Genomic DNA, 25025 nt, shown 5'->3' with positions numbered 1-25025 from the left:
CTCAATGTTGAGTAGCGAGCAGGCCCAGACGCGAGCCGTCATAGACACCGCAGCGAGCACGCTGCCACCATGCACGATTGTCGAGATACCATCCGACTGTTTCGGCCAAGCCATGTTCGAAGGTTCTCGTCGGTTCCCAGCCTAGTTCGCGATGTGCCTTCGACGCGTCGATCGCATAGCGCGCATCATGTCCTGGACGATCCGGCACGAACCTGATGAGAGATCGTCTCGCTCCCGCGCCCGGGGATAACCGATCCACCACGTCACAAATCCTGGTGACCACCTCCAGGTTGGATCGCTGGCCATCTCCGCCGAAATTGTACTTCTCGCCCGGTCTTCCTTCATACAGAAGTCTTATCAAGCCAGCGGCATGATCATCGACATGAAGCCAGTCGCGGATATTTCTGCCGTCGCCATAGACCGGTAACGGCTTCCGGTCGAGCGCATTGAGGATCGTCAGCGGGATGAGTTTTTCCGGGAACTGGTACGGCCCGTAATTGTTCGAACAATTCGATACGATGACCGGCAGACCGTAGGTTCGAAACCACGCGAGTGCGAGGTGGTCCGAGGCCGCCTTGCTCGCCGAATACGGCGAACTCGGCCTGTAGGGCGTGTCCTCGCGAAACAAGTCCTCCGGTCCCAATGACCCGTAGACTTCGTCTGTCGACACGTGGATGAAGCGGAACTGCTTCCGCCGCGGAAGCGGCAGACGTTCGTAGTAGGTCCTGGCCGCCTCCAACAGCGTGTAGGTACCAACTATATTGGTGCTGACGAAGGCCTCGGGTCCGGTGATAGAACGGTCGACGTGGCTTTCGGCGGCCAGGTGTATGATCGCATCCGGCTCGTAGTCGGCGAACGCAAGATCCATAGCCTCTCGATCGCAGATGTCGGACTGCAGGAACGCATAAGACCCCAGCCCCTCGATGCTCGCCAGCGAAGTCAGGTCGGCTGCGTATGTCAACTTGTCGATGTTGAGCACGGCGGCACGGGTCTGCAGCGCCAAACGGCGACACACAGCAGAACCGATAAAGCCCGCTCCGCCGGTCACCATGATACGCATTCCACTTATCTCCACTATTCGAAAATGCAAGCAAGCTGGTTGAACGCAGGAAGAGTCTGGTCCTTTGGTGATATCTGGGCCTCTGACGGTGTGAAGGGCCACTTGATCGCTAATGCTGGATCAGCCCAATAGACGCCGCCGTCATGGCTCGGCGCGTAGACTTGGTCGACCTTATAGAAGACGGCAGTATTGGGCTGCAGGGTACAGAACCCATGCGCGAATCCCTTCGGAATGAACAGCTGCTCCCCGCTTTCGCTATCCAACTGGATGGCAATGTGCTTGCCGAAGTTGGGCGATGATCGCCGGAGATCAACGGCAATATCGAGAATGGCCCCGTTCAACACCCGTATGAGCTTGGCCTGCGCGAAAGGCGGTCGCTGAAAATGCAAGCCGCGCACCGTGCCGATCCGATCTGAGCTGGACTGATTATCCTGCACGAAGTCATGGAGAATTCCCTTCTCAGCAAAAGCCGATCTCTGAAACGTCTCACAGAAGTAGCCGCGGGCATCGGAAAACCGATCTGTTCGAATTACTTTGACATCAGGGATCGCCAAGGATCGCAGTTCCAGCATTGGGCACCTCCGGCCGGCCCTCAATTTCGCTTATCCCATCGGCGGTCGTTTGACCGACCAAAAATATCAAACGGAATTTAATTATCCACCCGCAATCCGTCTCGGAACGCTCACATTATTCTCGATGCAAATGCCGGCCGGACCGCAACCCGTAGAACATACTATATTTTACCAGAGCTAGATCGAAAATGGCCGGCACCACCGATATTTCGATTTCATTCTCATTAATATATTATTTATTTAATTTGGCAAGCGGATTTTTATATGCATATAATCTCCCGCCGCTTGCGCGCTCCCTAAACATTGGCCTGCGGGCGAGCGGCCCAACGTGACCCACCGTCGGACAGGTACGTGATGCTCCAGAACAATCTTCGACACACGGATAGCGTACGGCTGCCTGTGACCGGGCTGGCCCAACCCGTTCAGGCGGACAGCGGGGGAATTAGTGACGTCATCAATCTCGGCATCGGGCTTCTGCGACGCCAATATGTCATGATCCTTGTCACTGCCGGGCTCGTAACTGCAGCCAGCCTGCTCTATCTCCGGTTGGCGTCTCCAACCTATACCGCGCAGGTTCAGATCCTGTTGGCTAATCCCAAGCCTCAATTCGTCCAGCAGCAATCACTTATCGCCGAGCCGGCTTTCGATCTCAGCCAAATCGAAACCCAGCTTCAACTCCTTAGATCAAAGGCCACTGCCGTGGCGGTTATCGACCAGTTGAAACTGGCGGACGATCCGGACTTGAATGGGGCAGGGCTGTCTTTACAGTCGCTCTGGCAGCGAATTCGGTCTTGGGCCTCGCCTGGGCCGAAGAAAGATGGCCCACTCGATACGCAGACCGGATCGTCGGACGCACTCGTAGACGCATTTCTGAGCCGGCTTTCAGCAGGGCGTGTCGGGTACAGCAACGTCATTGAGATCAATTTCAGTTCGAGCAACCCAGCCCGAGCCGCGGAGATCGTCAACGCGGTAGCCAATACTTATGTTGCGGACCAGCTCAATGCAAAATTCGATGCCAATCGCAGGGCAACAAGCTGGCTGCAGGACAGGCTGCGCGATCTGGGCGACCAAGCCCTTGCTGCTCAACGTGCCGTCGACGTCTACAAGACCCAGAACAATATCGTGTCCTCGGACGGAAAGCCCATCGAAGAACAGCAGATCACCGAACTCAACAATCGATTGGGTGCTGCACGCGCCCAGATCTCCGAGGCCGCGGCCAAGCTGGCTCGCTACGAAACTCTCCTGGCCTCAGATCCGACAAAGCCGTCCTCGATGGGCAATCTGGATGCTGTCGGGACCGATGCGACGAACAGTCAGATTATTACGGCGCTGCGTCAGCAGTATCTAGAACTTGCGAGGCGTGAGGCCGAGTTGTCGGCCAGGGTGGGTCGCGACCACCTGGCAGTTGTCAATATCCGGAACCGGGAGCGGGAATTCCGCGTCTCCATTTTCGACGAAGTCAAAAGACTTGCCGAAGTCAGCCGAAGCGAGTTCGAACTCGCCAACCGGAGGCAGCAAGAAATTGAAAAGCAGCTGTCTGCGGCCGTTTCGCGGTCCCGTTCAGTCAATTCGGCTGAGCTGACTATCAAGGACTTGGAAAGCCGGGCAAGGGGCTTGCGTAGTTTGTACGAGACCTTCCTGCAGCGCTACATGGGATCCGCACAGCAGGAGACATTTTCTATCTCAGAAACGCGGGTACTTTTTCCCGCTTCGCCGCCGGCGAGCAAGAGCAAGCCGAAGACAAGGCTGGTACTGGCGCTCGGCATTCTCGGCGGTCTCGCGTTGGGCGTCGGCCTGGCGCTCCTGAGAGACCTCATGGACCGCGTCTTTCGGACCTCTTCACAAGTGGAAACTGTGTTGGAATTGCCTTGCATATCTCTGGTCCCATTGTTGCCGGCTCGCAAATCCGCGAAGCTACCAATTCGCTCCCAGCCAACCGATGATGATGTTCAACAACGGATAATTCCGTCTCCGACGGCAATTCATCGAACCGTGGTCGGGATGCCGCTATCTCGGTATACCGAGGCAATTCGTTCTATCAAGCTAGCCATCGACCACAATCCGGCGAAAATCTCCTCTCAGGTCATCGGCATTACCTCGGCCCTGCCGAATGAGGGCAAGACTACGATTGCAGCTTCGCTCGCGCAATTGATCGGGCACACCGGCAAGAAAGTTATCATCGTCGATTGCGACCTCAGGAATCCGTCACTTTCTGCGATCTTTGCGCCCAAGGCTGTCAACGGAATCATCGAAGTTGCAAACGGCAGCCGATCTCTGGCGGACACTATTTGGCGAGATCCCACGACCAACCTTGCGTTTCTTCCCGGCGTGCGGCGGGGACCCCTGCTTCACACCAGCGAAATTCTGTGCGCCGACGCGATAAGCAAGCTGTTCGACCGTTTGCGAAATGACTATGACTACATCATCGTCGACCTCCCTCCCCTGACCCCCTTGGTTGATGTCCGAGCCACTTCGTCTCTAATTGACTGCTACATTTTAGTCGTGGAATGGGGCCGGACCAAAATCGATGTCGTGCAGCACGCTCTGCACACCGCACCCAACGTTCACGAATCGCTGATAGGGGCAGTTCTCAGCAAAACGGATACCAAGGCAATGGCTCGATATGACGGGCATCGGAGCTACTACTATCATGACAGCCACTACATCCGTTACGGTCTTTCTGGCTCTTGAGGTTGTCTCGTAACCGCCTGCACGTTCTCCGGCCAGCGGAGTGGCCGCACCACACGATGGTGTTTACATGATTTTCTGGCTTGTCATGTCAGCCGAGTTTGTGGCGATCACCGCGGCGCTCGCAATGCCGGAAAGCCTGCAAAGCTTGGGATTGGCATCATTCATACTAGCAACAGCCGCGCTGGTTGTAGCGATCTTTCCATCCCCCGCCTCCGGGGTCGCCAAGGTGCTCCGGCCTGGTGCCGTCGTTGTGCTCGCGGCTCCGGCCCTCTGGATGGCGCTACAGGCGGTGCCGATGCCTATGGACACTCTCGGCAATCCCATCTGGGCAACCGCTTCGGCGGCCCTAGGCAAGCCCCTCGCCGAAACGATCACAGTCGACAAGGGGGCGACGATGCTCTCGCTCGCGCAGTATTGCGCTGTTCTCGCCGCGGCCCTCGTCACAGGGGTCATCACGCTTGACCGATATCGCGCAGCGCAAGTCCTGCATATTCTGCTGGCGATAGCCACGATTGCCACGGCCATATGGTTCGGCAAGAAAACTGCCGGTATCGGCGGGGCCGATGGCTCAGCCGTCGCAGTGCTCGGCGTCTTGTTCTCCTGCGCGACGGCAATACGCGCGGCCGATCAGATCGCGCGACACAGTCGGCCAGGAACAATTGCGCCAGCTCCGCTCCTTGTTCTGTGCGCCGCGACCATCGCAATGATTGTCTGCTTGGCCGCGCTGCTCGTTCGGACCAACTCCACCGCCGTCATCGCTGCCCTCCTCGGATCAGGAATCTTGCTCTCGGTGTTCGCAATTCGCAGGTGGTTCTTGGGCTTGTGGGGTACCGCCGGCGTTTTCGCGACCGCCGCAATATTCTTTGTTGCCAGCGTAACGGTCATTCCGTTTAGGACGAACACCGATGTGACGATCGCCTTGTCAACGAGCAGCCAGATCGCGACGGAACGGATGCTCCAGGACGTCAGGCCGGCGGGATCCGGTGCAGGCGCTTCGACGGTCCTTTTGCCGCTTTATCGGGACATGGGAATTGGCGCCCCGCGAGAAAGGCCAACGGCTGCCGCCGCAATGGTTATAGACATGGGCTGGGCGTTCCTTTGCGGCGTTGTAGCTATAGCGATGCTCGCCGCTTGTATTCTGATCAGGCGTTCTCTTTCACGAGCTTACGACTACGTGTACCCAGCCTTGGGCGCTGGCGCTTCGATTGCACTGACGATACTGGCCTTTGCCGACCATGGAATTCTGAGTTTGGGAGCATCGCTTTTGGTCGCTGCGCTTTTTGGACTGGCATTCGGTCAAAGCGTCTCCGGTGCGGGCCGTGAGGCCATGTCCTGGGAATCGAAAGAGGCTTCGGACCGGATGGCCGGTCCAGTTCCGGCATCTCGTCCAAGGCTCGCGCCAGCGTTTCTCACCCTTTGGCCGCGCGTTGCCCTGGCGGTGCTTGGAATAGCGCTGATCATACCGACGATATGGATGATCCTCCCTGGGTGGTATCTCGGAGGTCAGTCTTCGTTAGCGGCAGCTATTTCGGCCGCAGCAGGATGGCCGAACGAGATCTCGAAACCAGTTTCGGTTGCGGCAGCGCATGAAGACTTTTGGATCCGAGGGGAATCACGATCAGGTAAAGATCCGGCTCTCGCCGCGGACGAGCAAAAAACGGAACTTCCGGCAGCGTCGAATGCGTTTGCCCGCGCGCTACGCTCGTCGCCGCTCCGCGGCGACATTTGGCTCATGCTCGCGGCGGCGTCGAAACAGAATTCGATCCAGACGGCAGCCATGCTCAAGATGTCATACTATACTGCGCCGAATGATCTGGATCTGCTTCCGCTAAGGCTATCCGTCGCACTCGCTACAGATGCCGTGGTACGGGAGCTTGAATTTCGAGACTTGATCAAGCGGGACGTCAGCCTCGTCGTTACGCGTCGACCTGCTATCAGACCAGCGCTTGTGGCCGCGTACCGATCAGCCTCGGCCGAGGGGAAGATCTATCTCGAGAACCTGATTTCGGAGCTCGATCCGACCTATCTCGACAGCATGCGCGCACGGAACTCGCGGCAGGGATCTAGATAGGATCCTCCGAGCAGCGCGACATATTTAATCGCCTAAAACCAAGATTTTTTCTTGATAAATTAGTCTAATTAATAATATATTAAATATTAACTAGCTGGTGTCCAGACAATGAATTTCGTGAACCGACATTTCCCCGATCGGGAGGTTACGGATCGTGTCAGTCCCGGACCGATAGTATCCCGCCAACACAAATGGCCTCTCCGTTACGACTCGATCGAATACGTGGCGCTCTGTGCGGATGTTGCGACCATTGTTTTTGCGAGCGTCGTTTCGACGTGGCTGTGCCAAACTCAGAATGGGTGGGCTGCAGGCGACTTTAGCGACGCACTTGGCTTGGCGCTAGTAAGCGCAGCATGTCTTGTTTGTCTATTGAAGACCCACGGCCTTTATCGGCCAGCTGAGCTTCTTGTCCTCCGAAGTCAGATGCGCGCCGTCTGGATCGCATGGGCGTCGTTGTTGCTCTTGATATGGGCCGGGTGCGGCTTTGCAATTGGTCCCGGCTCTTCTCACCAAGCAGGCTCACTTTTCGCTGTCCTGGGGCTGGGCTTGCTTCTGGCCGAGCGGTGGGGAGTGAGAGCGCTTCTGGGAAGAGGCTTGAGCGGCAGAAAATTCGCCACCACAAACATTGTTCTGATTAGTGACCAGCCGCCATCGAAAGACGCCGGACTGTCTGAAACGCTGGCGATGCATGGTTATTCTGTCCGAGGCCGGTTCAGCTTGCCCCCGATCGGCTTCGGTCCTGCCTGCCGAAGGCGGCTTACTGCTCGCGTGATTGACCACATTCGCAGTTCCGAGTTCGACCAGGTGGTGGTGGAAGCGGACCCGGAACGGTGGCCCGAACTTCGGGCCTTCGTTGCCGACTTGCGGGTCTTGCCGCTACCAGTCGTGTTCGTGCCGGTCGGTACGACATCCGAACTGCTTCGACATCCTACGCGAAGTCTTGGAAGTACCGTTTGTGTTGAACTCCAGCGTGGTCCTCTTACGCCGCTGGACTGTGCGACCAAGCGAATGATTGATCTTTTCGTCGCGGGGCTCGCCTTGACGATATTTGCCCCGCTGCTTGTGATGGCCGCATTTGCGATCAAGCTGGATTCGCCCGGCCCCATATTCTTTCGACAACAACGCTGTGGTTTTAATGGCCGGATCTTCCTGATCCGTAAATTCCGGACAATGCATGTGCTTGAGGACGGGCCCGCGATCCGTCAGGCCCATCCCATCGACCGACGCGTCACCCGCGTCGGCAAATGGCTGCGTCGAACAAGCTTCGATGAACTGCCACAGCTGTTGAATGTTCTCGACGGCAGCATGTCGCTGGTGGGTCCGCGTCCTCATGCCTTGGCTCACGACGGAGAATTTGACAAGCTCGTGCGGAACTACGCCCTTCGCCGCAGGGTCAGGCCAGGATTGACCGGATGGGCCCAAGTCCATGGCTGCCGCGGTCCGACCCCCACAGCCATCACGGTCGAAACAAGAGTACAATACGATCTTTGGTACATCGACAACTGGAGCCTTCGCCTTGATCTTGTAATCCTGCTGCGAACTCCAATCGAAGTGCTGCGGGGACGCAACGCCTATTAGGCGCACAGGATCACGGCGCTGCGCCGGCCATTTGACCGCAACCATCCCATCGATCAGTGCAGATTAGGTCACGCGCGCTGACGAAGCTTCGAACTCGCATCCCCTATTCGAAAGTCCTCAATCCTACGGCCAGACTTCACGGCAGCAACCAACCACCGCGGCCGCTTGCCGCGACCCGACCAAGTCTCCGACGTCTGGGGGTTCCGGTATTTCGGCAGCACCCGCGGATACTTGCGTCTCACTTTGCCGTTCGGAGACACGCCCGACCCGCTCGCGTCCGCCAAAACAGCCATCCCGCCCCCGAGAACCGCCAAGCGCTTCTCTAGTTCGTGCTTTTCTGCCTTGATCCGATCCGATAAGATCCCACTAATTTCCTCATGGAGCGACCAGAGATCGTCAAGGGACATCGATTCTAATTCGAGTTTCTTAGCCGGCATATTTGCACCCGTAGTTGCGCCCAACTTATTATTGCCCCAGATCGGGATTAATCAAGACGGTGAACTCGATTACCCAAAGAAATATACGGAACCAAGCTTAAATTCGCGCTCCAGATAACTGCGTTGCACCAGCTAATCAAGCCGAAAAAATGAGCTATACGCACAGTTAAAACGCGGATGGGGCGAAATTCACCCCGCGAGCGGGCATGGAACCATTCAAAGCGACCGCCGACGTGCGAGAACCACATCAAAGTGGCCATACCGGCAAGCTGCAACGCAGTATTCTCCACGAATACGGGTAGCTTGCGGGTTTACCCTTTCAATGTCCCTTAGCGCTGGTCGCCTGAGCTTGACTTGGGCCTTCGGGTCTCGAATGTCCGACGGTGCAACCGGGGAAGGACGCTCCGGTTAAATCTTAAAGACGCCCAGGAGGAGCACGATTGAGCCCTCCTCTTTTCCCGCGCTGCAGCAAATCGTTGATTGCCTTTCATTTTAGCAAAATAATCCTCGCTATAATTATTTAATTATATATTATTTATTCATTATCGCGTCAATTTAACCACTGACTTTGGTCCACGCGCTCACGGATGGATCAGGCGTCAGTCGAACGGTGACGAGAATGCTATGCGTCGGCAAGATCTCGAAGCCATGGATTTCGAGGAACTTTGGATGCTCCACGAAGAGCTGACGAAGATACTTGCCGAAAAGATTAAAGTCGAGAAGCAGGAGCTCGAGAAACGCCTTGCGCAACTCAACCAACCGGATCAATTCGGTCAAGCTAAAAGCGGGGCGGCCAAGGATGAAACGGACCAGCCACCGCGCCGCAAATACCCGAAGGTCGTGCCGAAATATTTCAATCCACTCCACCCCACAGAGACTTGGTCGGGACGTGGAAAACAGCCTCGCTGGCTAGTTGCCGCGCTCCAATTGGGGCACACGCTCGAAGAGTTCAGGATTCGCGAGAACGATGAATCGTCCGATCGGAATGCTGGTGGTCAAAGTCATTAGCTCCGCGCAACTGCAGAATGCTGGTTGCTGAAGCTGTTTGGCCCTGCCAAGGCGCTCGTGCGTTGTTAGCTTTAAACCTTTCCCACACGAACTGCGGTGGCTGCCCTCAACAGAAACTGTAAGGTGTCCGTTCTTGGCACGGACCACAAGCCAGGCCGGCGCATGCCGGTTTGCGTGTAGCCAGAAGTCGCCGCCCTCCGGTAATTTCTGAGGTCCAGGACCGTCATTGCGAGGAACGGCACACGTGTGGCCGGAAACCGCGCTTGCATCAATTGTCGCATGAACTGCAGACGAGGAATCAATCGGGAGCGCATTGAGCGCGGGATCTCGACCCCAAGCAGCGCAGCGAGAGCGAGCAGCTGGGTTTCGACGGCGTTCTTCATCAATTCGCCCGAGACGTGAGCGGCAAGTTCATCCCAGTCCAGGCCCTCGACGGAATTGTTCAGGTCGCGCAACTCAACAAGATGCCGCAGATCGAGTTCGCCAAGCCAATAACCGTGGTCTTGAAACTGATCATGGATGATCAACATGAGCGCTTGATAAGTGGGCGTCGGGACGTACGCGCTTCCCCGCCCCAACAGTGCGGGAACGCAATGGTTCAGGGCATGTCCCGGGCCAGCATAGAGGTGCGCGGGTCCTGGAGCGGCTCGCTGCAGATCGATGGTTCCGACATCCCGCGGTCGACTTAGCTCGACATACCACCTCGCACTTTCGGGCCGCGCTTGATCATGAACTTCATAGCCAATTGCGCCCAGAGAGGCGATCGCTCTTTCAGCTTCGTCCGGCATGACCATGATGTCCAGATCGGACATCAGACGAACTCCTCGCCGTTCGACAGGCGCGGTGACTAACATTGCCGCCCCCTTGAGCAACACCGGCGTAACTCCCCGGCCGTTCATCGCTATGAGAGCCTCTTCCAATTGACCGGCCAACCGCTCGTTGCGCAGCACGTTTCGGCGATGGATCAGGCGGACGTACGCGCAGACGTCCTCTGGCAACACCGATGCAAATTGATCGACAAAGTCAATGAGAGCAGGCGTCGTTAACGTCTGGTTTGCGAGCCCAATCAGGGAGGTCCACTCCACTTCCACGGGCGGCAACCCCCGCAAGCAATTGCAAAGGCTCGTCAGTGCCGCACTATGCCTGGCCATTGCACAAATCTATCAGCAGCCGCCGAGCCATCGCCGATTCGGAATAGGTAAGTTGAAACGATTGCGCGCCCGCAACAATCCGCTTCAAAGCGAAAAAGCCGGCCTGCGACAACTTCCCGTCCGCGGCAAATGCGCCCTCAATGAGCCGCTTGATCGAATCAAGCTGATCCAACGAGGTCAGCTCGACTGGGCCGCTTGCAACCCGGTTCAGAAAAATGATCCATTTGGCGGAAAGGCATCCATTGCGCGCATCCGAAATCGGCAAATACCGCACCTCGGCGCCATCCGACCGGCAATGCGTCATGCCGTTCCAATTGCTGTACAGTCGCGACAGCAACTCCCACGACCCCTTCTTGACGGTGAGAGCAAATGGGATGCCGCAGATCGCTCCGTCAACCGCAATCAGCGCAACATCATCGCCGGCATACTGAAATCCAGCGTCCACCAGCTCCAGTGCGAGAGTTGACTTGCCGGCTCCCGGTTGGCCGCACAGCAGCAAACCCATGCCGCCCTTCGCAAGAGAAGCGGCGTGGAGCGCAAAAGCCCACTGATTGCTTCTGATAAGTCGCTCGGTGATGTAAGCTTTGATTGTCGGTGCCAGAGCTGCGGCTTCACATTTGTGGATGCTCGCGTCATTCCCGCGGAAGAATACCTGATCGTCCAGCACCGTTGTCTCGATCGCAATATCCTCCGCCTCCCCGCCGCTGTCGTCCGGAACACAAAACAGCGAAATCAACTGTTGCAGGAGGTCCCAATTTGAGGCCCGGATACTGATCCTGCGCTGACCAAGAATCGTTGAGAAGGCGCAATTGGCCGACATTCGCCAGTCGAGCTCGAGCAACCCTCGATCGATCCAGACGTTCATCGCCTGCCTCGTGAACTCGCGCGCTGCGCGCTCGCCGATGCCTAGCTCGCCAAGCTCCTGATGGACCTCTTCCAGAGAAGCGCCTTGTGCCAACTTGCACCAAATGAATGCCCCCACCTGATCCAGCTCATAGATCTTCTGCCCTGTCGCGGTGAAAAGCACTGATCGACCGTCCAGCAGCGCGAAGACTGCACCCGCGGCCGGTCTGAACACCATCTCTGCCGATGTTTTTTCCAGCATGGCTATGCTCAGTATCAGCGATATCCGTCTCGCCGCTGTGTCGACAACATCCTGCGGTGTATCATCCGCGCATTCAAACGAGCTACAGTAGCCGAGGAAATTCAGCTTGATCGCCGTACTGCAGCGGCGCGAATGCACATCCGGCGCGCGTGCACATCACCTGATTCGGATTCGTTCGAACTGACGCTACGGCCCCAGTCACGCCGCCAGCTGACCACCCTCGCTCACCCCAGACGAAGAAATATTCAACACTTGTTCTCCAGGAAAGCTCACCGGCGCAATCAACCGGTGAGAGTCCAGCAGATACCGGTAAACTTCCCGATGGGCACTCCGCTCGCTTAAGACGCGCTCTTTTTCGTCTATGCTCGCTAGTTTCTCACGCATTTGGGCCAACTGCTGCGCAACCGAGGTGGAGTTGTGCTTCTTCTGGATCGATTTCCGCATCGTATCCTCCGACCAAAAAGCTTAATAAAAAATAACTTACGGGATTGACGGCAATTAACAAGGGGATTTATATCTTCGCCATATAATCAAAATTTATTTCATGTTTGAACCGGATGCAATCATTCAAGTACCAAGAAGCGTGTTCCGTGCCGAAACGCCAAGCAACGGGAACAGCGTCGTAGAGGCTCGCCGCGATGATCTTGGCCTCCCTGCCGGCAAGCCTGCAGGACAGCAAAAAATAATGCTTAACGAGAGTCGCAAACCGGACTGACGGCGCAAGGTTTAATCTGCAGGGTTAATCTACGAGAAATATTTCGCTGACGAGAGTGGGGTGAAAGCAGGTGATCGAGTTAGCCAATTTGTCCATCATTAGGCAGCCTAATCGTCTTCGTCGCAGGCGGCATAGTCCGCACAAAACTCCCACCCGCTCAGATTGGCCCATTCCAGCGGCGCCCCAGGAGCTCTCGAGGGCCGCATAATCAACGCCCGCCCTGCCGAGCCAAAGACTCGGCGGCGCCCAAGGATCGCTCAAGCAGCGATCCGGCCGGTTGGAAAAACGCCGTCACGAGCAAGCCGCCCTTTGCTCGAACAAGCACTCTCAGTGTGCGATGCCCCCCAAGTAACCCGCACTGAGATGACGACGCCCTCCAGCCGGCCGGTTCTTTTTCCTTCGACAACGAGTAATTTTCCAGGGAGGCTCACGTGGGTATGATCATGGTCAAATGTCCCCAAACTGGTCGCGCAATTCCTACTGGTATTAGGTCGGACCGTGAGGCTTTCCTGCGGAGCGTTGTGTTTTACGGCAATACTCATTGTCCGGTCTGTCGCGCCAATCACAACTGGTTCGCTCGCGAGGCCTGGGTCGAGGAGCCGGTGGTGCGGGCCAGGGAGATATTCGATGGAACGCCGCTGTGCTGATGCGTAGCGGGCTTCGATACCGACGTAGCCGAACTGACCGCATTACACGAATTCGGGCCGACCGCCTCATTTGGCGTTCGCAGTTGATCTGGAGCGACATGGTTGTCGCACCGGCTCAGAACCGGGCTTGACAGGGATTAGATGCGCTCGATCACGGAGCAGCACTCATACAGATCTTCTTTTGAGGCACCTGCTTCTTGTCACGGCTTTCTTAGGGATGCTCTGGAGGGATGCGAAAATATTTTGGCCGATCGTCGTAAAGCGAACTGACGCCCTCATGAACCGCGCGTTAAGCATCACACCGGCAGGTCGTCACAAGCTCAGGCTTTCGGTCGCTGATCCCGCAAGGACCTGGTTGGGGATATTTTAGTGAGTAATCGAGTTTGCAGCCGCTTGGCTGTTCTGCGTCGAAAGGCGATGGAGCTCGTCAGCTTGCTTGCTCAATTACAGATGCTTCGAGAGCAAGTGCGAAGGGCGGAAAGGCGAAGCCTCGGAGAAAGAGCGAGGCTAGGGTCGGCATCCCGAATGCGGAGGCGCCGGCTTGGGACTAATTGCCGCACGAGGTTTCAATAAGAGCGAGCAGCGGGCGTAATTTTCCAGCGAGCTCGAAGACGATCGTTTCAGAGATCGCCGCTGAATCCCCCAATCACCTCCTGACATAGCTCCAAGCCAGTCGATTGGCTGTCCGTGGGGCTCTTATCTGTATATTGGTTTTATGAAGCCGCGCTTCATCTGAAAGACGATTTGAAAGCAAAGTGAAAGTGGAAATCGCATCGGCAGTAACGCCATGGAAGCGAATTTAGTTCTTCGATATAATCATAATTAATCCGACACAAAACAGAAAATAAGGTGGTGGAAAAGAATTGGGAGGAGTGAATGGAGACCGTACGCCGCTTGCGCGCGATGGCGTCGCTGTGCCGACAGACTTCCGCGCATTATCCTGATCGAAGCTGGAAGCTTCTCGCGGAGGCCGAATTCTGGGAGCACTTGGCTAATGGCGTCCTTCGCGAGCATTTCGAACAATGCACGGCTGGCTCCCCGCCTCCACCGATCCGAGATGATCCGAATGCCGCCGAATCGAGCGCGCGCATCACCGCGTGAATGCCCTCGCCCAAGCCCTCGGCCGGAAGCCAGGCAAGTCCTCTTCAGGGCGTCTCGTAGAGAACCAGACTCTGCCGGCGGCTCCCAGTCCAGTCGACCGGTCACACGCTCATTTCGAACGAATGGCCCGACGGCGCGCAGACCTGAGCAGGTTGATGCCGGAGCGCGCTCGCTGCCCGGCTCGGGCCGCTCGGACTACCGGGTTCCATTTTCTGGGCCGGGAATGCGCTTATGCGAAACTGTCGTTCGCCGTTGGATTACCGCTTGGGCGTCCAGCACTTTTTCCCCAGCTGGTGCGGCGCGTGGCCCGCTCACCTGGTCCGAAAGGCTGGAGCCCCTCCCAAATGTTCCAGCGGTGTTTCCATCGACCCTCGCTGCCGGTCTGTTTCGGCTAAGTGACGGTCCAACGACCATTTGCTCCTCGTTGCTCGTGCCGGTGCCAATAGCTCCGATCGGCAGACCATTTGGAGCGTGGCCAGCGCCGGCATTTCTTTTGGCCTGCGCTGCAGCGCGCGACCTTGACGTGGCGGGTTGAACGTCCGGACTGTTGGTTTGGATGTTGCGGTTCAGGTTTGCACCAGTGCCGACGTCTTGCGTCCCCATTCCTGGAGGCGCCGAGCGACCAGGGTTGGCGCTGCTCGCATTTGTACCCATGCCGGACGGCGCTGAGCCGCCAGTACTGGCGCTGCTCGTGCCTGTCCCAGTGCCGGATCCTGCGGAGCCCGCCATTGCGCCGCCTCTTTCGGGCAGGGCCAGCATAGCAACGCTGGTGATAATCGCAGCAATGAGCGAACGGATTCGGTGGATCATTGGACCATCTCCTTCTGAGGCGAAAGTCACGAGTCGCGTTTGTAAAAATTAGGTTGACATATAAAACGTTGATTAAACTGATTATATGGTTTATTTTTGTTTATATCCGAATTGTCGATATAAAACGGGCCGCCCATTAATGTCGCGGATGGGAGCGCAAGCGCCGATGCAGGTAGGATCGGGCCTTAGATCGCCCCTGCGCCGCGGAGAGGTCTGGTTTGCTCCGGATGACGTTCTTAGCTATGTGCGCAAGTGCGCAACAATGTCGATGTGGGTTGCATCGACTATCCTGACGATATTGTCGGTATTGACGACACCCGTTCTCGCGCGGCAACCAAACCGGCCGGCGATCGACACCCATACCATGACGACGCACCTGCGCGGCGCGACTGGGGAGCGGCGTCCGGCGCAGCTGAAACAATCCGCCGACACGAAGATTCTGAAGCTCGCACAAGCCACGCTCAGCAACACCGGGGGGGCATGGCAAACGCAGACCTCGGAACAGGAAAGGGTACAGACCCTTGTCGGTGACCTTCGAACGTGCAGACAAGAGCAGGATACCGTGCTGGGACTGTTGCAACATGCACGCGAGCAATGGAACAGCATCGCGGAAGCCGCCGAGAATGAAACCGAGAAACTGCACAAATCGCTCCGGGAGGAGCGCTCGCGCACGCAGCGTCTGGAGCGGGAACTTGCCACGACGCGTCACGATCTCGAATTGCAGGCGCGGCTAAGTCGCGAAATTGGCACCGAGGGTTGCGAACTCAAACACCCGGCACAGAGTGACCCGCGACAGCTGCAACACACTGCCGAGCGGGAGCGAGATCGGGCAAACAAGTTGGAGCGGGATCTGTCAGCCGCCCACCATGGCCTGGAGACCCAGTCGGCAGAGCTAGCCAGGCAAGTCGCGGCAATCAATGCGAAAGAGGTTGCGGAGAGAGCATTGGCCGAGGCACAGGCAAGCCTCAGACAGGAGCACGATCGCACCAAACAGCTGGAGGAGACGCTCGCGACGATGCGAATCGAGCTCGACAGCCGTGCCTGGCAGATCGCGAAGGCAACAGAAGAAGCGGCGCAGACCAAGCGAGCGACCGAGGATACCTCGGCTAAACTGAAGCTCGCATTGAAGGAAGAGCAGGAAAAAGCAGATGCACGGGCGCAAGAGCTCTCGTGGGCGCGTTCCAGACTCTTCGCGTATGAAGCGCAAGCCGCAGCAGACGATGATCGAGCCGAACAGTTGAAAGAGCAGCTTCAGCGAGAAAGCGATCGACCTAGCGGAGGTGAGCAAGAACTTGCCGCAGCACGCCCGAATATCGGACCGCGGCTACCCGAGGGGGCGGATGAAGGCGGAGCCAGCACTTCGCCGACAGGGGAGCTGCTCAGGACACTGCTGCCGGGATCGCCGCAGCCCGCGCCCGAGCAAACTCCGCGAGAACTCGTGATGATACCAGCTGAGCCAAAGGCGCCATCTCCGGTTCTCGGGAACGAAAACGCCGCCGAGCTCGTGCGATTGATCGCTCGCGCAACCGGATTGCTTCGACAAGGCGACATTGGCGCGGCACGAGTTGTCCTGGAGCGTGCTGCTGAATTAGGGAGCGCACCGGCAAGTTTCGCGCTCGCAGAAACGTATGATCCGAGCCTGCTTGCAAAATGGGGCGCGAGCGGAACGCGCGGTGACACGTCCAAGGCGCGAGAGCTTTACGCCAGAGCAGCAGCCGGAGGGGTCAAGGAAGCAAGGGAGCGGTTCGACGCACTTGGTCGTTAGCAGCATCGGTGCAGACAAATGGTCGTGCGCTGTATCAACTAGTCAGATCGAACTTAAACTTACGTGTCGAAGTGAAGAGCGCAGCGGACAAAACAGAATAGACGTTCCTAGGGGAGCCGGATCGATGAAGCAGCTGGTTGGAATACGCTCTTGGTTTCTCCTCATCGTGATAGCCGCTCCGCTTCTGATCATGGGCTGTTGCCTAGCAACGGCCCAGCAGACTCCGCGGGCGCGTGCGGATCATGCAAGGGCGGAAGTTGCGGCCATGAACGATTGGACTGTTGGAATTGCCGGAGGTCTGCTGGAAGGAGCTCCCATTCGGCTTGCCGCGGAAATGGCGCGAGTGGCCGATGATGGAACGGACCTCCACGTGTTGCCCATCGTGACCCGTGGCGCAACCGAAAACGTCAATTCGCTGCTGTATTTGCGGGGCATTGATGCAGCAATCATCAATTCCGACGCACTTGACGAGTACAAGAGCCAAGTGCCGGACATCCAGCGACGGATCACCTATGTGCTCAACCTGTTTCCATCTGAACTGCACGTATTCGTCAGGCCCGAAATTCAGAGCTTGAGTGATCTGGTCGGAAAGAAGGTCAATTTCAACACCCAAGGTACCGCCGCAGCTTATTCGGGCCCGCTGATCTTCAGCCGGCTGGGGATCGAGGTCGATAAAGCATTCATCCCACATCAGGTTGCGATGGAACAAATGCGCAGGGGTGAGCTGGCCGCCGTCGTTTTCATAACATCAAAGCCGGTGGATGCATTCATACGTGGTCGCTGGGATGCCGGCTTCAAGTTCTTGCCGGTCCCCTACGAGAGCAAGTTTGAAGATTATTATCTGCCATCTTGGCTGGACGCAGCTGATTACCCGAACTTGATCAGGCAGGGGGAACGCGTGACAACTATTGCCGTTCCGACCGTGCTGGTCGCTTTCAATTGGCCGACCAAATCCAATCGCTTTCATCGTGTGGCGCGCTTTGTCGACCGCCTGTTCTCGCGGATCAACAAGCTGCAGGAGCCCGGTTTCGATCCGAAATGGAAGTCGATCAACTTGGCGGCGACGGTCCCTGGCCTGACGCGTTTTCCCGCGGCGCAGGCCTGGCTCGATCGTCTGCCGCGTTCGAGCCAGGCGACACAATGACGTTCACCCTGATCGCTCTCGTCGTGACGCTCGCGATCGCAAATGACCTCGCTCGGCCCCGAGGCGCCGAAGACCCTATGGCGCCGGTTCGCGTCTCTGATCGGTCCGCAAATGGAGCCGGGGCGTGGATCGTCAGCGAGACCACCTCGCCAGTTGATTATTCATCGATCATCAAGGCTACACTGCCATCTCAAGGGGGCAGTTCCGACGCAGCAATGAGCCTGTCGATACGCTGTCGCGGCGGCCTGACCGAAGTGTTGCTTGATGGAGCCGGCCTTTCGGGCCGCCGCGAGGATTACACCCTTTCCCTGCGCATCAATGATGATCCACCTTTTCAGGTCTCGACAATCACGTCAGCGCGCGGTGTCGCGCTTGAAAGCGATGTCGTTCGCCTGTTGCAATCGATCCCCGGCCACAGCGCACTTTCCGTGCATGTGTCACGCCGAACGGGGACCGGCGCCGGTGCAGTGTTCGCTCTCGATGGTATCGAGAGCGTGCGTGCAAAATTGGCGGCAACATGCAAATGGCCACGCGCGATCGCGAAGCCCAACAATTGATCATGAACCTCAGCTTGCTTGGAGAAACAACATAATGCCCAAATTTCCGAAGATTATCACAGCGATGATCGCGACAATCATCTCGCTCCTGGTCGGGCTGTCTAGTTCCGCGGCACAGGAGACTCGCCTGCTCCCGGCACAGCCAAGTTTGCCTGCAGCCTCAACACATGGCGCGGCCAGAACGCACGCGAATTCATCGGCGCGGGCCGCGACGCCAAAACAATTTGAGCTGGCGCGCATCGCGCCATCGTCTGCTGCCAAGAAAGAGCACCGCTTAATCCTTCAGGTCAACACAAGCGACTCCGCGTCAATGAATCTTGCGTTGAACAACGCACTCAACGTCGCGCAATACTACAAGGAGGTTGGTGAAGGAGTGAAAGTTGAGGTGATTACCTTCGGCCCCGGCCTCCATATGCTCCGCGATGACACGTCGCCGGTGAAAGCGCGAATTGAGGAAATGGCTCTGAGCACGCCGGAAGTATCATTCAAAGCCTGTGGAAACACGCAAGAGAAAATGCAAAAGGCCGAAAACAAAGACATTCCGATCGTTGCCCAAGCCCAAGTGGTGAGGTCGGGCGTCGTTAGGGTGATGCAGTTGCAGGAGCAGGGATGGACCTACGTCAAACCATAAAATGGCGACCAGACAATGCCTATCGAGCGGCTAGGTGCCGGCCTGCGGTCGCGCCACTCCGATCGAGTGGGTCGCCGCAGCCGATGCAAATTGAACTGGCCTCGATCGGGGACAGATCTATCGCGCGCCATTCACCGGGCAGCGCCAGACCGACTGTCTGATCATGCGCACGAGAGCGACTTCGGGAGAGGGTTGAGCGAACATCGGTTCGTCTCAGTCACTTGCGAGGTCTGGTAGCAATTTTGCGGGGCAGCCCTTTGGCCCGCCCGTCCTACCCGGCCGCCTGCTAAGGTCGACTGTCCCGTAGCAGCATAGGGTATCGGAGACGCAGGACGGCGCGAGCTGTGACACACGGTGCTTCGATTTACGTCAGTTCTGATGACCTCTTTTTCGAAGGCAAGCGATTAAATTCCGCTGGATTTTATTTTGTTAACGCGTCAGATTTCTAGACTTAAAGCGAGTCGATTTTACGTTGGGGGATGTTAATGGCAAAACCTGCCGTTTCCCGTAATACCTTTCGAGGGTTATTCGCTTTTTCTGTGAAAGCTGATCGCAAGCACGATGGCAAATATTGTGTGTTGAAGCTGTTTGGATCCGCTCAAGACATTCCGGATCGGCTGCTACAGCAGTGGTCGCACCAGGCTGATCTACCCGGCGCGGAAGCCATCGCCAACACACTGGAGCAGCGCACCCGCAAGATCGTGAATGGTCGTAAACGCTATGACCACGCCAGCGACTTTCTCCACGTGCTGCTGAGAGACCTAGAGCTAAGGGAACACTGAAGAGATATCGCTGCGTCAGGCTCCGCGAGGTCTTGCAGACCAGAATGATAATGCCTTTTGCCTCCGCGCTCTATATGCACCAGACTGCTATTCTAATGCCGGGCAGCTGGCCCATTTTGTCGACATAGTGCTCGCATGCCGAGGTCGATTTACCAGCCATTGCATGAAAGGCTGCGAACGGAGAACGGTCAAAGTCTCCGCCTGACCTTTTCAGAAATTGAAGCGATCTTGGGGAAGCCTCTGCCGAGATCGGCCTACACCTTCACTGCGTGGTGGAGCACACTGAAGAGAGCAGGTCCTCAAGCGAGAGCGTGGATATCCGCTGGTTATCGTGTCCGGGTCTCAATGAAGCACCGCATCGTCGAATTCTATCGTTCTGAAGTGAACACCAATGATCGTCATGGAACGCCTTGGCTGCATTGACGCTTTCCGTGATGGCGGACCTATCAACCTCGTTGTTCGGGACAAACTGCGAGAACAAGCCGGCGCAGAATCAAGTTGCAACTTCAGGGCCGCGGCGAAAACTGTTGCGGCCCTGTTTTTGAGCGCAAGCCGCGAGCCGGATGCTCCGGAACGTGGCGAGAAAAATCTAATGGGAACGCTGCGCGATGGCCCTAGGCCGCATGAGGGTTGACGATGGTGTACCCTCGCAGGGAGCGCGGGTGAATTCGCGTTGCGTGCCCACCTGAGTTGGCATCGTACGCCTTCCAGATGTCACCGGCGATGTGCTGTTCAAGGACGAAGACGTGTCCACGTCGCGCGGCAACCATTCCCGGTGCTGGCGAGGTGCGGGGAAAGCGCAGCCAATTGGCTGCGAGGTTCAGTTCCGGTACTACCCGACCAAACACTCGTATCGCCGCACCACATCCGCAGAACGAGCGAGGGCAACCGGCCGGACGACCGCTGACGATCTCACTAGTTAAGGCCCCTGAGCTGGCCACAGACATCCGTAGGCTAGCAACGGCACTTCGCTGCAGGCGCGGTGCCGGTCTCGTGTATCTCTGCGCCTGCACCAGCGAAGATGAAAAGTCGCACGGCATAATCACGTTGCATTCTGGTGGCGAAGCGGCGCGCAAGGGACGCGCTTCAGAAGAAATGGATGTCGCAAAAACGAGCACTAAAGCTACGACTACTCGATTGAACATGCAGGACTCCGGGTTAATAGCCCTGCCCCAGTGCGCAGAAAGCGCCTTTTAATTTGGCGAAATTAAGTCGCAAAAACAGAATTAAATAGAATTTGAAGCCGAATTAAATCGAGAAAGGAACGTTTCGATTTGCCTCGAGTCCTGCTTGTGCGACCGATCCCTTGTTGTCGTGGATCGACAGATGGAAAAGGCAGTCGCCTACGCAATCTCAGCGGCCCTCGTGGGTATCGGTGTTTTGATACTGGTCGTTGGCCTGTCCTCCAACTCGCCCGCTTTGTGGATGGTGGTCGCGCTCGTGCCGATCACGATCGGGATCGTGAGCGCTTTTGGCCCCGTGTAAGGATGGGGAAAACGGCCGATGCGTCAGATCGTCTGCATTTTCCGAATCGGGCCTCTGTGCACGCTCTCAACTGGTTTCAGATTTGCGGGTACACGCGCGTGAGCCATTTCGTCTCTATGCTTCTGCTTGCCCTCGCCCTGACCCTGACCTTGTGCTTCGGGGTGGCAGCCTGGCGCGTGTCGGCGGGCAATGACGTCGAGATCACCGCAACGATTCCGCATGGGGAATACGGATGGAGAGCGAGGTCGAGGAACTGAATGCCTTGCGCTCACCGTTCGGCTACATCCTGACGACTATCAACGCGGACCTTGACGACTCGCCATCGAGCGGAGGCTGCCCCGCGCCTCCTACCGTTCCTGCCTCGGGCTCGCCAGCAGGCCTTTAGGACCGCGGGTCGTCCGTTCGCAACATAGCGATCAGGTTCGCGACCATTAGCTCCAGGTGTGGCAGGGCATCGCCGGGCTCGGCGACGTCGAGATCGTCCACTTGCCAATATAGGACCCGATCCGCGACGGCCGGAAAGCGGCGTTCGACCATCGATCGATGCTCCGCCTCTTTCAATCCTATGACGATATCTGCTTGCCGGCAGTCAGCTAAGGTGCACGGCTGCGGAAGTTCATCAGCCCTGCTCGGGCTAATTCCCAGTGCTTGCAACGCCTCGAGCGCAAAGCGGGAGATGGATCCCGTGTTCTCCGGCGCCCCCCTTTCGGCAGCGCCTCTGGAGAATGCTCGCCAACGCAATTCCTCTTGTTCAGCAAGGTGATTGAATAGTTCCTCGGCAAACCGGCTGCGGTAATAGTTGCCAGTACAAAGAAAAAGAACCCGCTTGCAGCCATCAGTCATTGCGGGAGGCCAGGAAACGGTGGACCACGACGGCCGCAAGAGACGTGAGTTGTCTCGAATGCCGCCACCTCCTCGGCCTCAACGATCAACGGCTCACTTTCCGCGGTATCCGGCGCGGATCCGTTTAGGCCGCGCGCAAAGGAAATACACGCCTTTTCAAACACTGCGATATTCTCCGAATGAGGTATGTCAAACCGCACTAAATACTGGAAATGTTCTGGCGGGATCGTTATGCCGATTTCTTCAGCGATTTTGCGAGCGACGGATTGGAGGGGCGTGTCGCCCTGTTCCCTTCGGCCACCGAAAAATGAACTCTTTCCTGGCTGCGCTGTACCACGCTTGTCATCTCGCAGATGAGGAAGGCGTCCGACGTTGTCCATCACTGCGGAAAAACCCGAACACGCAAGGTCATAGCTTGCCATCAACTGTTCTGACGAACGAAGAATGGCATCAGCTTTTCAAAGATTTCCGTCCGAAAGCGCTTAATCTCCCAGCTAAGCGCATCGCTAAACCCTGCAGCACGGGCATGGATCGTCGCTCGGTCCGCAGTCACTTTGGTGGTCACGCCATTTACGACCACCCAACCCGTGAGGACCTTTCCGTCCCATTCAACAGCGCGATCCCAACCCACCGACATGGCAGCTCCAAACACAATCAAACATAATAACGGGCTGGCCTTATACCCCACCAGGCTCGTCTCACGCCTCGCCGAGGTAGCCTGTTCGTTCGTGCTGCCGCAGCATCCTCATGTCTGATAAGCTGGTGAGATTAGCGCAAACTAAGGATCGGGCGGGCACCACAATCAACTCCTTCCAACTCTCTCGATGAATTCCAACGCGGCTGGGGCAATGTCATCGAACTCGACAAAACACCGGCGCAGCTCATCTGCAATCTCTACAGTTACATCACGGGACCAGCCCTCTACCGTGTTGAAGACTACGATCCGAGCAGGATGCTTGTATTGGCCTTCCATTATTTGGCGCATCAGCGTCGCTCGACCAACGTCGTCTTCGGAGGTTTCGCTCCAGGCACGTCCGAGCCCACCTCCGAAATCCTCAAGCACAAGATAGACGTCACGTGAATATGGATGGGGCACGATGGACGGAGAATGAGGCATGATCTCAAAACCTCGAAAATACAACCTCGATTTAATTTTCTATATTAAACCAAATTCAATTTGGAATTTCAATCTAATTTGTAGTCTTCCAGTCGCGCTTTCGATCGGTCGAGACTGCCTATCGATTGACCACTCCTCGGCGCACGAGCTCATGGAGGCGACCAAAGAAGCGAGCCGCGGAAGCTGGAGGCCAAGGGCAAGCGGTCGACTTCAAGGAATTGCTCTGGATGGAGCCGGATTCTGGACCACCAACATGGGCAACGTGAAAAGCAAACTTTGGACGCGATGGCTGGCTCCGGAGCACCGATGTGTGGTGCCGTTCAGGTCGTTCAGCGAGTTCAACAACGCCGTAGCCGGAGACGAGACCCGCCCCTCCCTGTGCTTTGCCGACATCTGGACCAATTGGACGTCGGGCAGGGAGGTCAAGGGTGGGAGGCGAGACCACGAACGAGCTCTATGTGTTACTTTCCACGGAGCCGAACGCGGAGGAAACAGCGCGACTGGCTACTCGCCAAGCGCGGCTAGATATACCCTTTACCTCGCGGCGGGGCTGATGGGCTCGGCTCCATGATGGGAGTAGCGAAGAGCGAACACCTGGTGCCGAATCTTATGGTCGTACTTCGTGACGAGCCTATTAACATAGGATATTGATTTAATTGAATTTAAGGTATTTAATCTTCTGCCAGCCCCGGAGAGAACCCATGCCTGACCAGGACGACCGCCGCGAATTTCTGAAGACCTGCGGAAAGTTCGCTGCCGTGACACCTCCATCCATGACGCTACTGCTCTCCACTTCCCTCACGTCCGATGCGATTGCTAAATCGGGTGCGAGCGCGGTCCACGGCAACAATGGCTGGGGTAACGGCGGCGGCGATGGCAGCCCCAACGGCAAGGACGACAGAGGCCGCTAACATTTTTGGCGGCATGGCAGTTGGAACGGCTCGTCGATTACCAATTTTTCCAATGCCATCCCCAAGTGGGTAATTCAATCCAACCGGGCCCCAGCTCTTCCCATTGAACCGGAGCTGGGGCTCATTTTTTTTGGCTAGGAACGACTTGCCGATTGCCAAGTTTTCCCGTGCCCCTCCCCCAAAGGGGCGGCTGCCTTCGCCAAGGCAGCTTAACAGCCCCAGCTTCACCGCCCTGGAGCTGGGGTCCTTTTGCTGTCGGGATAACTGCAGACTCAGGAGGGCGTTGATGCAAGGTTATCGCTCGATCCTTCTTGTCCAACGGTTGAACGACCTCTTTGCCCAACTGTCAGATCTGGAAGATCTCCGGCATAAAGTCCAAGAGGCGGAGCGACGCGCCTCGTCTGTGCCTGCATTGCAATCGCCGCCGGGCACTCAATCGCAGCGACGGCCAGACGCGGGGCAGCAGACCCCCGAGGAGTGACCGGAACCCGATTTAACCTGCGTTAGCGAACGAGCGTGGAGACTGTGCAGCTCGACTGCCCTGAAGGGAGTGAACTTCACAGCGTCACCGTCCCTCCAAAGGGGGCTTGGAAAGGCTTCGAGGTCGAAGTGAAAGGCAAGCTCGCCACACTAAAAGGCGAGGTCTTTCTGAGGCCCACCGCAATAGTGGGGGACACGTGGTAGCGGGAGAGGGACTCGAATCCCCGACATTTCGATACTTTGTTCTTGTACCGACCAAGCGAGCCCCTTTCCGACATCAATACGAAGAGCTTGTCCATTCTCCGTTTCTCATGAGCGAGTGTAGCTTTTGGATTGCAGTACGCGGCTTTTCACGTCGATTCGA

22 protein-coding genes and 1 pseudogene are annotated in these 25025 nt (G+C 57.0%); 13 read left to right on the top strand and 10 right to left on the bottom strand.

Going from position 1 to position 25025, the window contains the following annotated elements; all coding sequences use genetic code 11:
- Nucleotide 1: 1 nt before the first annotated feature.
- Both rfbB and rfbC read right to left on the bottom strand, forming a co-directional pair.
- Nucleotides 2-1060, bottom strand: coding sequence for a dTDP-glucose 4,6-dehydratase (gene rfbB, locus ABIC03_RS21575; protein WP_354060802.1), 1059 nt, complete (start codon nt 1058-1060; stop codon nt 2-4).
- Nucleotides 1061-1074: 14 nt separating this feature from the next.
- Complete coding sequence (gene rfbC, locus ABIC03_RS21570; RefSeq protein ID WP_354060800.1) at nt 1075-1632, bottom strand: dTDP-4-dehydrorhamnose 3,5-epimerase; 558 nt, start codon at nt 1630-1632, stop codon at nt 1075-1077.
- 354 nt (nt 1633-1986) lie between these two features.
- Here rfbC and ABIC03_RS21565 point away from each other — a divergent pair, with 354 nt between their 5' ends.
- The 3 genes from ABIC03_RS21565 to ABIC03_RS21555 all read left to right on the top strand — a co-directional run bounded on the left by ABIC03_RS21565 (nt 1987) and on the right by ABIC03_RS21555 (nt 7972).
- Nucleotides 1987-4323: an AAA family ATPase gene (locus tag ABIC03_RS21565; RefSeq protein WP_354060903.1), complete on the top strand. Its 2337-nt coding sequence runs from the start codon at nt 1987-1989 to the stop codon at nt 4321-4323.
- Between the two features lie 67 nt (nt 4324-4390).
- On the top strand, nt 4391-6394 hold the full coding sequence (locus ABIC03_RS21560) for a hypothetical protein (RefSeq protein WP_354060798.1): 2004 nt from the start codon (nt 4391-4393) through the stop codon (nt 6392-6394).
- Nucleotides 6395-6502: 108 nt separating this feature from the next.
- Nucleotides 6503-7972: an exopolysaccharide biosynthesis polyprenyl glycosylphosphotransferase gene (locus tag ABIC03_RS21555; protein ID WP_354060796.1), complete on the top strand. Its 1470-nt coding sequence runs from the start codon at nt 6503-6505 to the stop codon at nt 7970-7972.
- A gap of 68 nt (nt 7973-8040) precedes the next feature.
- Here the strand turns inward: ABIC03_RS21555 and ABIC03_RS21550 are convergent, their stop codons facing one another.
- Nucleotides 8041-8409 carry an H-NS histone family protein gene (locus ABIC03_RS21550; protein WP_275173780.1) on the bottom strand — a complete coding sequence of 123 codons (369 nt, stop codon included), beginning with the start codon at nt 8407-8409 and terminating at the stop codon, nt 8041-8043.
- Between the two features lie 624 nt (nt 8410-9033).
- Here ABIC03_RS21550 and ABIC03_RS21545 point away from each other — a divergent pair.
- A complete protein-coding gene (locus ABIC03_RS21545; RefSeq protein WP_275173779.1) occupies nt 9034-9417 on the top strand; it encodes an H-NS histone family protein in 384 nt (127 codons plus the stop codon).
- 71 nt (nt 9418-9488) lie between these two features.
- On the opposite strand, the gene ABIC03_RS21540 is transcribed toward ABIC03_RS21545, so the two are convergent.
- From ABIC03_RS21540 to ABIC03_RS21530, 3 genes are all read right to left on the bottom strand, one after another.
- Nucleotides 9489-10508, bottom strand: a complete 1020-nt coding sequence (locus ABIC03_RS21540) for a nucleotidyltransferase family protein (protein WP_354060794.1) — start codon at nt 10506-10508, stop codon at nt 9489-9491.
- Between the two features lie 46 nt (nt 10509-10554).
- Nucleotides 10555-11673: a serine/threonine protein kinase gene (locus ABIC03_RS21535; RefSeq protein WP_354060792.1), complete on the bottom strand. Its 1119-nt coding sequence runs from the start codon at nt 11671-11673 to the stop codon at nt 10555-10557.
- Nucleotides 11674-11871: 198 nt separating this feature from the next.
- Nucleotides 11872-12117 carry a hypothetical protein gene (locus tag ABIC03_RS21530; protein ID WP_354060790.1) on the bottom strand — a complete coding sequence of 82 codons (246 nt, stop codon included), beginning with the start codon at nt 12115-12117 and terminating at the stop codon, nt 11872-11874.
- 3091 nt (nt 12118-15208) lie between these two features.
- On the opposite strand from ABIC03_RS21530, the gene ABIC03_RS21520 reads away from it, so the two are divergent.
- The 6 genes from ABIC03_RS21520 (at nt 15209) to ABIC03_RS39275 (ending at nt 20248) form a co-directional block, all read left to right on the top strand.
- Complete coding sequence (locus tag ABIC03_RS21520) at nt 15209-16711, top strand: coiled-coil domain-containing protein (protein WP_354060788.1); 1503 nt, start codon at nt 15209-15211, stop codon at nt 16709-16711.
- 124 nt (nt 16712-16835) lie between these two features.
- Nucleotides 16836-17855 carry a TAXI family TRAP transporter solute-binding subunit gene (locus tag ABIC03_RS21515; protein WP_354060786.1) on the top strand — a complete coding sequence of 340 codons (1020 nt, stop codon included), beginning with the start codon at nt 16836-16838 and terminating at the stop codon, nt 17853-17855.
- Nucleotides 17852-18412 (top strand): hypothetical protein, encoded by a 561-nt coding sequence (locus ABIC03_RS21510; RefSeq protein ID WP_247363356.1) that lies wholly within the window; start codon nt 17852-17854, stop codon nt 18410-18412. The genes ABIC03_RS21515 and ABIC03_RS21510 overlap by 4 nt, the downstream gene beginning before the upstream one ends.
- Nucleotides 18413-18446: 34 nt before the next feature.
- Entirely contained in the window at nt 18447-19043 is a 597-nt protein-coding gene (locus ABIC03_RS21505; RefSeq protein WP_247363357.1) for a DsrE family protein, read from the top strand.
- Between the two features lie 485 nt (nt 19044-19528).
- Nucleotides 19529-19825 carry a hypothetical protein gene (locus ABIC03_RS21500; protein WP_275173772.1) on the top strand — a complete coding sequence of 99 codons (297 nt, stop codon included), beginning with the start codon at nt 19529-19531 and terminating at the stop codon, nt 19823-19825.
- Nucleotides 19826-19960: 135 nt separating this feature from the next.
- Nucleotides 19961-20248 (top strand): DUF7662 domain-containing protein, encoded by a 288-nt coding sequence (locus ABIC03_RS39275; protein WP_473306187.1) that lies wholly within the window; start codon nt 19961-19963, stop codon nt 20246-20248.
- Nucleotides 20249-20439: 191 nt separating this feature from the next.
- On the opposite strand, the gene ABIC03_RS21495 is transcribed toward ABIC03_RS39275, so the two are convergent.
- Complete coding sequence (locus ABIC03_RS21495) at nt 20440-20970, bottom strand: hypothetical protein (RefSeq protein ID WP_275173771.1); 531 nt, start codon at nt 20968-20970, stop codon at nt 20440-20442.
- 181 nt (nt 20971-21151) lie between these two features.
- Between ABIC03_RS21495 and ABIC03_RS21490 the strand changes: the two genes are divergently transcribed.
- Nucleotides 21152-21310: a hypothetical protein gene (locus tag ABIC03_RS21490; RefSeq protein ID WP_354060783.1), complete on the top strand. Its 159-nt coding sequence runs from the start codon at nt 21152-21154 to the stop codon at nt 21308-21310.
- Nucleotides 21311-21691: 381 nt separating this feature from the next.
- On the opposite strand, the gene ABIC03_RS21485 is transcribed toward ABIC03_RS21490, so the two are convergent.
- The 3 genes from ABIC03_RS21485 to ABIC03_RS21475 are packed head-to-tail and all read right to left on the bottom strand — an operon-like array spanning nt 21692 to nt 22790.
- On the bottom strand, nt 21692-22153 hold the full coding sequence (locus ABIC03_RS21485; protein ID WP_354060781.1) for an arsenate-mycothiol transferase ArsC: 462 nt from the start codon (nt 22151-22153) through the stop codon (nt 21692-21694).
- Nucleotides 22150-22575 (bottom strand): NUDIX domain-containing protein, encoded by a 426-nt coding sequence (locus ABIC03_RS21480; RefSeq protein WP_354060779.1) that lies wholly within the window; start codon nt 22573-22575, stop codon nt 22150-22152. The genes ABIC03_RS21485 and ABIC03_RS21480 overlap by 4 nt, the downstream gene beginning before the upstream one ends.
- Nucleotides 22575-22790: a hypothetical protein gene (locus tag ABIC03_RS21475; RefSeq protein ID WP_354060777.1), complete on the bottom strand. Its 216-nt coding sequence runs from the start codon at nt 22788-22790 to the stop codon at nt 22575-22577. Before ABIC03_RS21475 ends, ABIC03_RS21480 begins: the two co-directional genes overlap by 1 nt.
- 613 nt (nt 22791-23403) lie before the next feature.
- On the opposite strand from ABIC03_RS21475, the pseudogene ABIC03_RS21470 reads away from it, so the two are divergent.
- Both ABIC03_RS21470 and ABIC03_RS21465 read left to right on the top strand, forming a co-directional pair.
- Nucleotides 23404-23758, top strand: a pseudogene (locus ABIC03_RS21470) (SOS response-associated peptidase); the annotation flags it as partial.
- Nucleotides 23759-23971: 213 nt separating this feature from the next.
- A complete protein-coding gene (locus ABIC03_RS21465) occupies nt 23972-24181 on the top strand; it encodes a hypothetical protein (RefSeq protein ID WP_275173765.1) in 210 nt (69 codons plus the stop codon).
- Nucleotides 24182-25025: the final 844 nt, after the last annotated feature.

The sequence above is a fragment of the Bradyrhizobium sp. RT6a genome (genome assembly GCF_040547675.1).
GTDB lineage: Bacteria > Pseudomonadota > Alphaproteobacteria > Rhizobiales > Xanthobacteraceae > Bradyrhizobium.
Note: the sequence above shows the minus strand (reverse complement) of the source record. Positions and strands in the feature narration are given on the sequence as shown.